Origin of the sequence: Prevotella sp. AM42-24, assembly GCF_003461825.1 — a bacterium.
Taxonomy (GTDB): domain Bacteria; phylum Bacteroidota; class Bacteroidia; order Bacteroidales; family Bacteroidaceae; genus Prevotella; species Prevotella hominis.
In genome coordinates this window covers 21,067-33,970 of sequence record NZ_QTXV01000039.1, presented here as the reverse complement: position 1 = coordinate 33,970, position 12,904 = coordinate 21,067, and the positions used below count along the sequence as shown (strand labels likewise).

Annotated in this window: 13 protein-coding genes; 8 read left to right on the top strand and 5 right to left on the bottom strand. The window is 43.5% G+C overall.

Annotated elements, in window-relative coordinates:
• The coding region (locus DW917_RS11440) for an Ig-like domain-containing protein (RefSeq protein WP_147344175.1) at nucleotides 1-654 on the top strand (654 nt) is incomplete at its 5' end.
• Nucleotides 655-755: 101 nt separating this feature from the next.
• On the opposite strand, the gene DW917_RS11435 is transcribed toward DW917_RS11440, so the two are convergent.
• Both DW917_RS11435 and DW917_RS11430 read right to left on the bottom strand, forming a co-directional pair.
• Nucleotides 756-1,337: a hypothetical protein gene (locus DW917_RS11435; RefSeq protein WP_118118832.1), complete on the bottom strand. Its 582-nt coding sequence runs from the start codon at nucleotides 1,335-1,337 to the stop codon at nucleotides 756-758.
• A gap of 92 nt (nucleotides 1,338-1,429) precedes the next feature.
• Nucleotides 1,430-2,203, bottom strand: a complete 774-nt coding sequence (locus DW917_RS11430) for a helix-turn-helix domain-containing protein (protein ID WP_233524719.1) — start codon at nucleotides 2,201-2,203, stop codon at nucleotides 1,430-1,432.
• A 190-nt stretch (nucleotides 2,204-2,393) separates the two neighbouring features.
• Here DW917_RS11430 and DW917_RS11425 point away from each other — a divergent pair, with 190 nt between their 5' ends.
• Nucleotides 2,394-4,490: a hypothetical protein gene (locus DW917_RS11425; protein WP_147344174.1), complete on the top strand. Its 2,097-nt coding sequence runs from the start codon at nucleotides 2,394-2,396 to the stop codon at nucleotides 4,488-4,490.
• A gap of 44 nt (nucleotides 4,491-4,534) precedes the next feature.
• Here the strand turns inward: DW917_RS11425 and DW917_RS11420 are convergent, their stop codons facing one another.
• The 3 genes from DW917_RS11420 to DW917_RS11410 form a co-directional block, all read right to left on the bottom strand.
• The gene (locus tag DW917_RS11420; RefSeq protein ID WP_117585935.1) at nucleotides 4,535-5,473 is read right to left on the bottom strand and encodes a DMT family transporter; all 939 of its coding nucleotides are present in this window, start codon (nucleotides 5,471-5,473) and stop codon (nucleotides 4,535-4,537) included.
• 48 nt (nucleotides 5,474-5,521) lie between these two features.
• Entirely contained in the window at nucleotides 5,522-6,343 is an 822-nt protein-coding gene (locus tag DW917_RS11415; RefSeq protein ID WP_117663641.1) for a bifunctional hydroxymethylpyrimidine kinase/phosphomethylpyrimidine kinase, read from the bottom strand.
• A 78-nt stretch (nucleotides 6,344-6,421) separates the two neighbouring features.
• A complete protein-coding gene (locus DW917_RS11410) occupies nucleotides 6,422-7,189 on the bottom strand; it encodes a radical SAM protein (protein ID WP_118118828.1) in 768 nt (255 codons plus the stop codon).
• Nucleotides 7,190-7,489: 300 nt separating this feature from the next.
• Between DW917_RS11410 and DW917_RS11405 the strand changes: the two genes are divergently transcribed.
• The 6 genes from DW917_RS11405 to DW917_RS11380 all read left to right on the top strand — a co-directional run bounded on the left by DW917_RS11405 (nucleotide 7,490) and on the right by DW917_RS11380 (nucleotide 12,898).
• On the top strand, nucleotides 7,490-7,969 hold the full coding sequence (locus tag DW917_RS11405) for a sigma-70 family RNA polymerase sigma factor (RefSeq protein ID WP_118118826.1): 480 nt from the start codon (nucleotides 7,490-7,492) through the stop codon (nucleotides 7,967-7,969).
• A 17-nt stretch (nucleotides 7,970-7,986) separates the two neighbouring features.
• Entirely contained in the window at nucleotides 7,987-8,673 is a 687-nt protein-coding gene (locus DW917_RS11400; protein ID WP_233524718.1) for a DUF4974 domain-containing protein, read from the top strand.
• A 17-nt stretch (nucleotides 8,674-8,690) separates the two neighbouring features.
• The gene (locus tag DW917_RS11395; RefSeq protein ID WP_118118822.1) at nucleotides 8,691-11,225 is read left to right on the top strand and encodes an outer membrane beta-barrel protein; all 2,535 of its coding nucleotides are present in this window, start codon (nucleotides 8,691-8,693) and stop codon (nucleotides 11,223-11,225) included.
• 276 nt (nucleotides 11,226-11,501) lie between these two features.
• On the top strand, nucleotides 11,502-11,684 hold the full coding sequence (locus tag DW917_RS11390) for a type II toxin-antitoxin system HicA family toxin (RefSeq protein WP_040553868.1): 183 nt from the start codon (nucleotides 11,502-11,504) through the stop codon (nucleotides 11,682-11,684).
• 77 nt (nucleotides 11,685-11,761) lie between these two features.
• Complete coding sequence (locus tag DW917_RS11385; RefSeq protein WP_006849315.1) at nucleotides 11,762-12,187, top strand: hypothetical protein; 426 nt, start codon at nucleotides 11,762-11,764, stop codon at nucleotides 12,185-12,187.
• A gap of 222 nt (nucleotides 12,188-12,409) precedes the next feature.
• Nucleotides 12,410-12,898 carry an RNA polymerase sigma factor gene (locus DW917_RS11380; protein ID WP_233524717.1) on the top strand — a complete coding sequence of 163 codons (489 nt, stop codon included), beginning with the start codon at nucleotides 12,410-12,412 and terminating at the stop codon, nucleotides 12,896-12,898.
• Nucleotides 12,899-12,904: the final 6 nt, after the last annotated feature.

Here is a 12,904-nt window from a genome sequence, read left to right as displayed (position 1 = left end):
TCTTATTCTCCTTTGGCTGCTTTAGAGCTTTATGTTAATAATCCTAAAGGTAAAGTATCCGCAACTTCTTCTGATGATAGTGTTGCCAAGGTTTCGTGTTCTTCAAATGAGTCAGAGAAGGAGATATACGTAAGTGGCGTTTCTGAGGGAAATGCTACTATAACCGTAACCGACTCAGACGGAAACTCTGCTATCTTAAAGGTAGAAGTAAAAAAATGGGCTGCCTGTTGGAAGATATATAGAACGATGTATGTGGTAAATAGAAAATGTTTAGTTGAAGGTGTTTCTTCCGAGGATTCCGCTGCTATCGCAGCCGATGCCATAGAGAACGACAAGTACTATAAATATTATACTTTCCGTAATCCTACATACAACACTTTTGGTGTTAAAACCAAAAGACTTACCATAACTGACAGTGAAGGAAATATACGTATGGAGGGAGTTCTTAACATCCAACAAAATGCTGATAATACAGAAGTTTGGTATTTGTTGCCTTTCAAAGATTATAGAGCAGTTGTCTTGGCTACATTCTATAGTGACGGTGAGAGTATCTTTAAAGATGTGACAGATAATTATAAGAAGACTTATTCTCACATTAAAAAGGTCGAGCTACAAGCCATTTGCGCAATAGAGGAATTGGAGCCGGACAAATAAGTAAGAGTGTTTCTTGTAATATTTTTGTGGATAAATCCCGAGGAAAGATTTCTAAAGAAACGTTTCCTCGGGATTGTTGTATTAATACAATCCCAAGAGGCTTACGAGGATATCTTCAAGTCAGATTCATATGCCCCTAAAACTTTCCAGTCGTCTATGAGTTTGAACAGTCGGGGCATGGCTGGCTTGTAACTGTCGGGATAGGTGAGGGAATAGACGAAGAGTATTCTGCCACTTTTGATGAATTTATCGTAATGACTGTAGCCATCTACTCTTACTCCGTTTTCATAGACAGGACCGGAGAGAATGAATGCTTTATTCGACGCCTGCATCGTCCGCTCCGAATGAAGTTTCTGGGCAAGAGAATCGGCACAAGCCTGGAGGGTGTTGCTATAGTTGGGGGTAACGTAACTCTCCAGGATGATGTTGGCATGATTGGTGAATGAGAAGCGGGCATAGCCCTGGTATCCCGATACCGAAGTATCCTCCTGCTGGAAGAAGCAAGGATACTTGACAACGTAGCCGAAGTCCGGATCATTGTATTCCTTCATGGGTGCCATCTCTACCTTGGTCTTGAAATCCGCCATCGGTGTATGCTTCTCTTTCGTAACCTCATGGTGAAAGTTGGTGATGAAGTTTATTAACAGAAGTAGGACTATTGCAATAAAAAAAATCTTCTTCATTTTTTTTGTTTCTTTGTTTTTAGCTGCAAAGGTATGAAGAAGATGGGAAAAAGCCAAATAACAAGTATGACATTTGGCTGACATTTCTGAACTTATCTGATAATCAGTCGGTAAGACTTGCCTCTTTCCGACTCAATCATGAGGTTGCTATTCTGCTCAATCACCGGTTTGATACGGCGAATCAAGGTATAGAGCGTTTCGCTGGCATCCGGTTTCTTGGGCCAAAGAGCATTACAAATCTCCTGTTTGGAGAGTTGATGATGCGTATTGTTGAAGAAGAGTTGCATCAGCTGGTGCTGCATCGGAGTAAACTTGATGGCTTGTCCGTTTTCCTGATTGTAGAAGGAATCCTCGTCTTGAGAATAGCACATGGTGCCGAACATATCAGCCTCATGATTCCAGGGTTGTTTTCTGCGATGATAGTATAGCGATGCAATAGCCCAAATCATAGCCATGAGAGTAAGCGTCAAAGGTGTCCGCTGATTGCTCATGCAAAAAACATCTGCCATCGAACAATTGGCATAACTTTGTATGGAATGCTCGTTGAGGAGCATCTCTTTACTACTGAGCTGGTTGACGCTATTTACCAACTGGGAATTGGTTCTTCCTCTTCTTCTGTCTTCCATCACATAGCAGAGATTGCTGGTTGATTTCAGCAAATCGATACTGAGATGCGAGCGATAGCTCTGGATGGTATCAGGCGTAATCCATTGATATTTATTCTCTTGAAGTGTCTGAGCCAACGCTTTGTTCATATCTTGTACAATGGCATACTGTGCCTTGCGGTAGTTATTCACGCTGGAGAATACCGCAGACATCACGAGGATGGCGAAGATGAGAATGGAATGATATGCTTTCAACTTCATTTTTTATATCGTTTAAATCTGTTACTGTTTAACGGATCAATTGCAAAAGTACAGAAATTCAATGAAAGTTGGTGTAAGTTTTGATATAATTTTCGTTAATTGATAAATGTCAGACTCATGTCAGCCATATTTTTCGCTTCGGTCTTCTCTTTTTGATACCTTTGCAGCCGAAAAAAAGTATATGATGACAATGAAGAAAAGTAAATTGTTAACAGCTATGGTGATTCTGTGGGCATTGATCTCTTGTGCAGAAATAAGTGCCCAGGAGATTCAGCAGGTATCGAATGATTCTATAGCCTTGCAAGAGGTTGTTGTGAAAGCGGCACGAGTAGTCAACAAGGAAGATGGCAAGTTGATATTCCCAAGCGATATTCAGAAGCAGCGTTCTTTTTCTGGTTTTTCGCTTTTGGGAAAGTTAGCTTTGCCTCATATCAGGGTTGATGAGGCTGGCCGTTCCATTTCTGCTACCGATAATAAAGGAGAAGTGCAGATTCGTATCAATGGCATTCTCGCCAATATGCATGATGTGCAGATGCTGGATGTAGCTTCTATTATGAGTGTAGATTATATCGACAGTCCTGGCGTAAGATATGGAAAGAATATTGCATACGTGATAGATATTCATACCCGCAGGGCTTCATCGGGTGGCAGTTTGGGCTTCAACTTGACCAATGCGCTAACTACCAAGCTCGGTTCGAACGATGTCTATGCATCTGTCAATAGGGGCAAGAGGCAATTGAATATTTTATATGAGCAGACTTATGTGGATAATAAGGCATCCGAATATAATGAGAATGCTCAATATCTTCTACATGATGGTTCTGAGTATCAGATATCTCGAAAAATCATGAATGGAGCAACTCGAAATTATAATAATACATTGCAGTTGAAGTATAATCTGGCTGATTCTGCATTATATGTATTCCAGACAACGCTTACCACGGATTTCTGTAATCAGCCTTATACATCGAATGAAATGTGGTTTTCTGAATCTGGAAAGCCTGCGTATCCTGTTTACAGAACCAGCAAGGGTAGGGATTTTACTCCTGCTCTCGATTTGTATTTCTATCATCAGTTGGGTAAGCATCAGTCTTTGTCGGCAGATGTTTTGGGCACTTATATTCGAACAAAAGGTGCCTATTCTGAAGATGAGGGCGAACCCTATCAATATCAGGTAGATGGAAAGACCTATTCGCTCATGGCCGAGGCTATCTATGAAAACCGGTTGAAACCCTTTACTTTTTCTGCAGGAACCAACTTGAACTGGAAATATATGGATAATCAGTATTTGGGTGATGTGGTTAGCGAAAATGGTATCCGTTCATTGGGTATTTATGGTTTTGCACAAATCAAGGGAAGTTTGGGACAATTCAAGGAAGGAACATCCCGTTTAACTTATGTGGCTGGCTTCGGGTTGAGTAATCAGTCTTATCGACAGGGAGATGAGGAATTTAGTTTTTGGCTTTGTCGTCCGAAACTCACATTGGCTTATTCCCTTTCTTCTTTGTTCCAGATTCGCTTGGGAAGTGAATTATCACAGCATATTTCGCAGATAGCTATGATTTCGGATACCCGTATTCGAAAGAACAGTATGGAATGGACTGTGGGTAATCCTTCGCTTAAGCCTAACAGTAGATATGAGAACTGGGTTGCGTTCTCTTTCAGTAAACCAAGGATAAATACTGATTTTACCTTAAATTATCGCATCAATCGTCATTGTGATTTGGCGAAATACACCCGCACGGAAAATGATCAGTTTCTTTATTCCCAGGCGAATCAGCCCCATTGTAATATGTTGTATCTTACGAATGATACCCGGTTTGACATTATTCCCGATCACCTTATATTATCTGTGAATACAGGTATTTACCGTTTTTTCAATAAGGGCGATGAGTACAGTCATTGTTATACCGCTTATAATTATGGTGGAACATTACAGGGATATTGGGGAAAATGGACTGTGATACTGTATGCTGATAACGGTTGGAACTTTATGGAGGGAGAGAACATCGGGCATAATCCTCCTTCATTGGCTGCCTCAGCCAGTTATCATATAGGTGATTTCGATTTTACGCTCTATATGCATAATCCGTTTATGGCTCATCCGAAATCCTATTCTGCAGAAATCGTCAACGCTTTGCTCCGTAAGCAGGTTCGTGGATATGACAATTCGATAGGTAATTTGTTCCGTATCGGTGTTGCCTGGAATATCAATCGGGGAAAGGAATACCGTAAGATACAGCGGAATATCAACAATGAGGAGCGCGAAACGGGTATCTTGAAATAGGTGGCTTTGCTTTCTATATGGGTTGCATGGGCAACAGCCGGAATTTATTTCTTCCCTTTATTGATGATATAAATTCCGGCAGTAGCCAATGCGCCTGCTATCAGATACTTCCAGTAGAAGGTTTCGCCCAGACAGAGGCAGGAGGTGATGGCTCCTACTACGGGGATGAGCGAATTGTATATCGCTACCTTTCCTACGGGATTGCAGCTCAATAGTTTGTTGTAGAGAGCGAAACTGATGGTTGAGATGGCAATGAGCAGCAGAAGGATAGTGATGCCCCAGAGGCTGATGACTGGCAGATAGCCACCCATTAACAATGCAGGAATCACCAGCAAGGCTCCACCGATGCTCAGCGAATAACCGGTTCCTACGAAAACATCCACTCTCTTGCTCAATCCTCGGGTCAGCAGGGAAGCACTGGCTCCACACAGGGCATTGAGGATAATCATACCATCGCCCAGGAATGTGAAACTTCCGCTTTCCTTTCCGCCAAGGTTCAAGGCAAGGATGCCCAGGAAGCCGATGATGCAACCCAATGCCTTTCGCCATGTCATCCTGTCGCTCTTGAAGAAGATGCAGGCAAGGATAACCACCGTGAAGACGCTCATCGAATTGAGTATCGCCGAACGTGCTCCTGCATTATGCGAGAGTCCGAAATAGAAGAAAGCATAATGAAGGGTAGTGTTAAGGAGTGCATAGAGGAGAAGGAACCAGACATTCTCTTGAACAGCTTTCTTCTTGAATCCGAATTCACGGTGTGAGCTTCTGGCGATGGCAAGGATGATGATGCCGGAGATGAAGAAGCGGATGCCTGCAAAAAGCATTTTGCTTCCGGTCATGTCTGCTGTAATCTGATATTCCTCCATTCCCATTTTTATCAATGGGTAAGCCCATCCCCACGAGATAGCAGCCGTAAGGGCGAACAGGCTTACCCATACTGGGCGCTGAAATATACTGAGTGTATTTGTTTCTTTCTTTTCCATTATAACTTAATTGGTATTCCCTTGCTTCTGTGTTTGCTAAATGGCAATCTACAAGTCCCCCAGATGCCTTTCTATCGGAATTCCTCGGTTCTTGTCCTTGTCATCCTTGTTGATGTCTATCCAGTTGCGCAGGGTATCCATGGCGATGCGGGTGGCATGGCGAAGATGATCGCCATCCTTCAGTCTGCCCACGATGATGCTGGAGAAGATGTCGCCGGTGCCTGGGAACTGAACTGGGATTTCTTCGTAGGGCAGGAGGAAATACTCTTCTGTAAGATGATTGAAGCCTACCACGGCATGCTGACCCTCTACGATGCATGAGGTGATGAGCACGGAGTGGGAACCGATGGCTCTCAGTTTATCTATCAGTTCATAGGCTTCCTTCTCCGAGATTCCCTCTTCCTTGTATTCCGAATCCGTCAGCAGGCAAGCCTCGGTATAGTTAGGAAAACAGAGATGCGATACGCTCAGCATCTCCTTCATGCATCTTACGGTGCTCTCACTGGCTCCACCATAGAGCTTGCCGTAATCGCCCATCACGGGATCCACATAGATGTCGGTGCCCAGTGCTGCCTGTTCTCTGCAATAGCGTGCCACTAACTTAGCCTGACGCTCCGAAGCCATGAAACCCGTGGTGATGGCATCGAAATGAATGCCCAGTTCGTTCCACTTCTGCAGGGCTTCCTCGATATACGAAGTACATTCCAGAATGGCGTACTTGCCGTATGGGAAGGTATTGCTGATGAGCATGGTGGGCAGATTGAACACGTCGAGTCCCATATAAGAGAGGATGGGCATCTGAACGGCGGCTGATACCTTACCGTAACCACACATGTCGCTGATAATAAGGATATTACTTTTTGCTTTCATCGTTTTTTCTTCTTTCTTTTCTTTGTTCTTCTTTGCTTCATCGCAAGTCTTTAACAAATATCAAATCCTAATTATCTTTTAATAAGAGGCTGTACACTTGATGCCCAAAGCTTCTACTCGTTCCTTGATGGCATCGAGTACTTCCTTTGGTGCCTTTTCCAGCAATTTGTCTGGTGTTTCACGGGCGATGGTATAAACCATTACCTGCTGAGGCTGGATGTCTTTCACAGCCTCCAGCCAAGGAGCTACGAAATGCTCGCTGGTGTTGTCCAATCCGTCACCTCTCAGGAACATGGTCTGGATGATGACGTGCCCATTGAACATCTTCAGATATTTAATCACATCCTTCACGTCGTAGTTAGGCTGCTGAGGGCGGTCCAGCTTCTTGATGTAATCCATATCCACCGTATCCAGTTTCAGAATGTTGTTATCCACGAGCATCAGCGCCTCTCTCACTTCCTCCTTATATATATAGGTGGCGTTGCTGAGTACGGATACTTGTGCTTCAGGGAAATATTTCTTGCAGAGTTCCATCGTATCTTCCACGATTCCCTTGAAGTCTGGGTGTCCTGTAGGTTCACCGTTTCCTGCGAAGGTGATGTCGTCCAAAGGCTGGTTGTTGTCGTGGCGCTCTTTCAGCACCTTCTCCAATCCTACTCTTACCTCCTCGCGGGTAGGGCGCTTCTTCTTGGGACGGAAGTCGGCGTTGAATCCGCATTCGCAATAAACGCAGTCGAATGAACAGACCTTGCCATCAGATGGCATGAGGTTGATGCCCAATGAAACTCCCAGACGGCGGGAATTCACGGGTCCGAATATCGGTGATGGATAAATAATCGTTGACATATTCTTATTTTCCTTTATCTAATCTATTCTTTATTTTATCTTGGTAATAACTATTTTATACCAATCTTATTTACTTGTTTTAATTTGGTGGGCAAAAGTACTAAAAAATGTTGGAATGAACAAATAAATCAACTGAAAATCGTTTTATCCTTACCGTTAGTCTTCTATCTCCGATAGATTGTGTATTTTTGCATTCAAATCCGGGGAGAATCTTGGTGATTTCGATTCGGATTTAAAGGAAAAAACAAAAAAGTTGATGTTTTGCTTAGTTTTTCGCTTGGTTCAACTGTATAGTAGTATATGAACAGAAAAAAGGACATAGAACAGTTATTCCGTCAGCATTACGCGAAGATGTACAATCTGGCCAGATGCATTCTTTCGGATGATGACGAGAGCAAGGATGTGGTGAGCGAAGTATTCGCCCAGATTCTTGCTGATGATGTGGTTCTGGTGCCTGGGAGTGAGGAAGGTTATCTGATGCGGAGCGTCCGCAACCGCTGTCTCAACCTGATAGCTCATAAGAGTGTGAAGGAAAGGGTGGTGAAGCTGCTGCTGGATGATGCCGACGTGATTCTCTCGGAAGAGACCGACGAGCGACTCGACCGGCTGATGCTTCTCATCGAAGACCTGGAACCGCCTATCCGGCAACTCATTTTCCGTCTGCGCTATCTTCAGGAGAAATCTTATCAGGAGGTGGCTGATGAAGTGGGAGTGAGCAAGGTGACGGTATTCAACCATCTCTCGAAGGCGATGGACTGGATTAAGAAACAATTTAAATGAGCAAGACAATGACAAACATGAGTAAAGAAGAAAAGCGGATGATGCTCTTTGACATGCAGGAGTATCCCGAGAAATATACCGACGAGCAGGTGGAACGTCTGCTTGACGATGAGGAAGTGAAGGAGTTCTTCCATGAACTGGCGATGGCGAGAATGGCTGGCAAGAAAGCCAATCCGAAGAATGTGGATGTGGATGAGGCTTGGAAGGAGTTTGTTCAGGCACATCACGAGGATAAGATGGCGATAGATGCCGGCAAATCTAAGGGCGTTTATCGCAACCGGGTGAAGATTGCTGCATCCATCGTCGGCATCATCTTCCTTTCGGGTGTAGCCTTGGCTGCGATTCACAACGGCTGGTTGGGATTCTCGGCTTCTGATCAGACAGCGGATAATAAGGCAGCGACAGAACAACTGGCAACAACCCAGGCGCTGCCGAATGACAGTCTTCGTGCTGTAACAGCAGAGAGTAAGGACTCGCTTGATATGAAGCCGGTGGTGTTTGATGATGCTGAATTGGGAACCATCCTGGCTCAGTTATCCGGTTTCTATCATGTCAAGGTGGAGTATGTGGATGCCGGTGCCCAGCACATCCGTCTCTTCTTCAACTGGAACAAGACGAAGACTTTGGAGCAGAACCTGGAGATTTTGAATGCTTTCGACCGCATACAGATAGAGTATATTGACGGTACATTGTTGGTGAAATAAGATAGGAGGATATATTTATGAGAGATTTTTGGAAACCAATGCCCGTTAACGGCAAGCCTGTCAGAGTGCTTCTTCTTCTCTTCCTGTTGCTTTTGGTTCAGCAGTCTTATGCCCAGCGCATCACCCGACAATATAATAATGTGTCGTTCTCTGCGGCGTTGAAGGATTTGAATGCCCGCCAGCATAAGTACACCATCAACTTCGTGTATGATGAGCTGGAGGATTTCAGGGTAACCAAGAGCATCAGAAACCAGAGTGTTCCCGATGCCATCATGCAGCTGATAGGATTCTATCCCATCAGGATGACGCAGGTGGAGGATAATATCATGGTGGAGTGTACGCAGAAGACTCCCACCAAGATGATAGGCCGCATTGTGGATGTACATCATTGCCCTATAGATTTCGCCAATGTAGCCCTGCTGAATGTTCGTGATTCTTCATTGATAAATGGCGGCGTTACGAATGAGAACGGCCAGTTTGTGATTCCCTGTAGAGTCACAAAGGCGATAGTAAGAGTAAGTCGCGTGGGCTATATTACGGCAAGCAATACCTTTAATATAGGTAAGATCGGGACAATAACTCTGAAAGAGGCAACAATGAACCTGCAGAAGGTGGTTGTGAAAGCCGAAAGAGGACATGTCGTCAAGAAAAAGGGAAATGTCAAGACCTTCTTTTTCAGTCACCACGCCAATGAAACCAAGGATATTTATACAGCCTTGACAGAAGTCCCAGATCTGCGTATTGATCCTACGATGAAAACCATCAGTCTCGCCAAAGGTGGTGCGCCATTGGTCTTGATAGATGGTATTCCCAAATCTCACTCCTTGGCAAGTATCTCACCAGCTATGATCGACAAGGTGGAAGTTTCAAACAGCGTTCCTTTGGAATATATGGGACAGGGATATTCAGGTGTTGTCAATATCATAACCAAAAAGCATAAGGAAGCGAGCAGATACTTCAATATGGGAGTATTGTCTCATCCCGTCGTGGCTTTTGGTTCGGCTGATGCAAACTTCTCCTATGATAAGAGCAGGTTTTCTATCTACTCCGGGTTGACCGGTTTCGCCTTTTTGGATAATAAGTCGAAGACAACAGATGCATTAACCGTGTCCGGCAAGAATCAAAATACAGCAACCGAACGAACCAATTATTATAAAGATTGGAAAGCCATGGTAGGAGGAGATTACCGGTGGACAGACAAATCGGTCTCTTCCTTAGGCTTTGTATTTGAACTGATTCCTCAAAACTCGTTTGATACAGGTAAGATAGAATATTCATCAGAAGATGACTTGCTCGGAAATAATATTTTGGATTATCATCGTAAATATGATGATGACTTATACAAGTATCAAATGAATTTGTATCATAAATCTTCATTCGGCAAAGCATCTTCCTTGACATTCCATTTTAGTGGCATCTATTCCTACAATACAAATACCACTAAGCGTCAGGAGAATCAAACTGAATATCTTTACTCTGCTAAGTATAGACAAAAAGAAGTAAATGGTGGACTGGATTATGCCTTTCCATGGGTTGCAGCTAATTGGAGGATAGGAGCCAATTCAGTATTCCTGTGGCACAACATCCAGTCGCAGGCTGACCATACTCTGTCAAAATATAATGAGTGCAACAATTATGGCTATCTTGAGGTAGAAAAGAACATGGGAAATCTTGATGTTTCTGCTTCCTCGGGAATAAACATCGCGTATAGGAGTATGGGGAACGACCATTTCAGCTTTGTCAATTGGCATCCGATCTTAGACTTGTCATATCATATGGGAACCAATCACAATTTGGAATTCTCTTATGAATATGCAAGTTCGAATCCGGAGATAGACCAGTTGTGTGATGTAAACTCTGCCACTAATCCTCTGTTTGTGAATGTAGGAGATAAGAACATCAAACCGGCATATACTCATGATTTGCAATTGGATTACACAGCCAATATTAAGTCTCTGTACATAGATGTTTTTGCTCAATATGAGAATATCCGACAGCGCATAGCCCAGTATAGCAAGGTGAATATGCAGCAAGTGGTGATGTCTTACTATAACGATAAGAACAGCTACAATCTGTATAACTGTGGCGCAACTGTCCGGTATATGATTCCTCACTTTGTTTTGTTGGGGATGATACAACAGAATTGGGTGAAATGTGCAGGCTATTCTGATAACTATCTCTACGGGATGCTGCAGGGGCAATATTACAATGATAGAGTCAATGTTAATTTAATGTTTGATACGAATGAGGTAAAAAATTCAACGCCAGAGGCAAGGTATAAGACTTCTCCGGAATCACAGTTTACTATATCTTATTCCATATCGAAAAGCTTTGACATCAGTCTCGGAATGCGTTATCTGTTTACCCATAAGCATATATGGAATACCGTACAGACTGCGCAAGTCCAGGAATCCTATTGCAACAACTTCAGTACAAGACAGAATCTGGTGATGTTGGGTTTCAGATATAACTTTAATGGGCAGGACAAGAAAAATCATAGCGACCAGGTTTTCAAGTCTGCCAATTCAAAGAGTTTTATCAAGGATTATTGATGGTTCATTGAGTCCACTTGAAAAAGTTGTATAGGTTTGAAATCGGTCAAGCGAAGGCAAAACCATATTGGTTTGCTCTTTGCTTGACCGATGTTTTTTATAATTCTTCTATCATCTTATAAATTGTTTCTAACATTCCAGGGAGTTTGTTCCCACAAATGTTAAATCTCAGTTAACGTAACAAAATAGTTACCGAAATGTTTGGCGGTAAATAACTTTATTGTTACCTTTGCATCGTCCAATGAGGACAAAGTGTTCTTTAAACGTACTAAGATTATGAAATACAGCGAGCTGTATCGGAAGTTAAAGAAAGCGGGATGCTTTCTACTTCGTCATGGAGGCCGACACGACATCTGGTCCAACCCTGCCAATGGGAAGAGCGCAGTCGTTCCTCGGCATGGAACTGGAGAGGTGCCGCAAGGCACTCTCAAATCTATCTATCAAGAACTTGGGCTTTAGCCCAGGTTCTTCTTCCATGAGAATCTTGGTATGCGAGAAGAACACTTTTGATTATGAACTTATAACAATATAAAGATATGGCAAGGAAAGTTACCGTTGTTGTGGAGTCTGGCAAGGATTTATATTCTTGCTTTATGACTGGGACCGATGACCTGACGTTTGGTCTCATCGGTGATGGCAAGACCGCAAAGGCTGCCATGGAGGATTTTCTTATAGCAGATAAGGAGATGAGGGAGTTCTACGAGGAGGAGGGCAAGGAATATCCAGACTTGGAGTTTCACTTCGTCTTCGATGTAGGGGCATTCTTTAACTACTATCCGCTCAGCATCTCGGCGTTTGCCAAATATATCGGCATGAACGCTTCTCTTTTGCGGCAGTATGCGGCTGGCATCAAGTCGCCGCAAGGCAAGAGTCTGGAGAAAATTCGCCAAGGCATTGCAAAGATCAAGGAAGATATAGACACTGGACTCTTGATAGATAAGCCAGTTCTACAGTACGTTTAAAGAGCAGTCTCTTTCTAGCAAAGATGATTGTTTCATTTTTATTGTAAAAAGAGTTCGAAGCCCTGGTGCGTGACGCATCGGGGCTTTTTCGTAGCCCCAATATCTTCTTCTTATTACCTTTGCATTGCTTTTCCAAAGGAAGTAGAAGATTTCTTCATTTTAGGGGTAATTGATTTCAGAAAAGCTTGTATATAAGAGTAGAAACAAGAAGAAAATGACGTGATGACAGAAGAAAATGAACAGCGGATGGAACGGCTGTTCCACGACCATTACGAGCAGATGTATCGCTTCGCCTTTGCCTTGCTCCATGATAATGAGGAGGCGAGGGATGTGGTGAGTGATGTGTTCTCCAGATTGTGGGATAAACAGCTGGTTCCAGACCGGGCTTACCTGATGCGGAGCGTGAAGAATGCCTGCATCAATCTCATAGCCAGAAAGAAGAGAGATGAAAGACTGAAACGGCTTCTCCCTCTCTCGGAAGAGAAATTGACGGAGGAAGAACCTTCTCGTCTGGAAGAGCGATGGCAGGCTGCCGTGGATTGCATCGACCACGACCTGACCGACCAGACTGCTTCCGTCATCCGATTGTGCTATCGGGAAGGAATGTCGTATAAGGATACGGCGAAGGAACTGGGCATCAGCGTCTCGACAGTGAACAAGCATATCGTGAAAGGTTTGCGAACGCTCAGAGAAAAGTTGAAAGGAAAATAATAACCC

What these genes read in the sequence shown, in the direction of transcription:
- DW917_RS11425 (WP_147344174.1), top strand. Translation starts at nt 2,394, where the DNA reads ATGAAGAAAAGTAAATTGTTAACAGCTATGGTGATTCTGTGGGCATTG.
- DW917_RS11400 (WP_233524718.1), top strand. Translation starts at nt 7,987, where the DNA reads ATGAGTAAAGAAGAAAAGCGGATGATGCTCTTTGACATGCAGGAGTAT.
- DW917_RS11405 (WP_118118826.1), top strand. Translation starts at nt 7,490, where the DNA reads ATGAACAGAAAAAAGGACATAGAACAGTTATTCCGTCAGCATTACGCG.
- DW917_RS11430 (WP_233524719.1), bottom strand. Translation starts at nt 2,203, where the DNA reads ATGAAGTTGAAAGCATATCATTCCATTCTCATCTTCGCCATCCTCGTG.
- DW917_RS11395 (WP_118118822.1), top strand. Translation starts at nt 8,691, where the DNA reads ATGAGAGATTTTTGGAAACCAATGCCCGTTAACGGCAAGCCTGTCAGA.
- DW917_RS11385 (WP_006849315.1), top strand. Translation starts at nt 11,762, where the DNA reads ATGGCAAGGAAAGTTACCGTTGTTGTGGAGTCTGGCAAGGATTTATAT.
- DW917_RS11435 (WP_118118832.1), bottom strand. Translation starts at nt 1,337, where the DNA reads ATGAAGAAGATTTTTTTTATTGCAATAGTCCTACTTCTGTTAATAAAC.
- DW917_RS11410 (WP_118118828.1), bottom strand. Translation starts at nt 7,189, where the DNA reads ATGTCAACGATTATTTATCCATCACCGATATTCGGACCCGTGAATTCC.
- DW917_RS11420 (WP_117585935.1), bottom strand. Translation starts at nt 5,473, where the DNA reads ATGGAAAAGAAAGAAACAAATACACTCAGTATATTTCAGCGCCCAGTA.
- DW917_RS11390 (WP_040553868.1), top strand. Translation starts at nt 11,502, where the DNA reads ATGAAATACAGCGAGCTGTATCGGAAGTTAAAGAAAGCGGGATGCTTT.
- DW917_RS11380 (WP_233524717.1), top strand. Translation starts at nt 12,410, where the DNA reads ATGACAGAAGAAAATGAACAGCGGATGGAACGGCTGTTCCACGACCAT.
- DW917_RS11415 (WP_117663641.1), bottom strand. Translation starts at nt 6,343, where the DNA reads ATGAAAGCAAAAAGTAATATCCTTATTATCAGCGACATGTGTGGTTAC.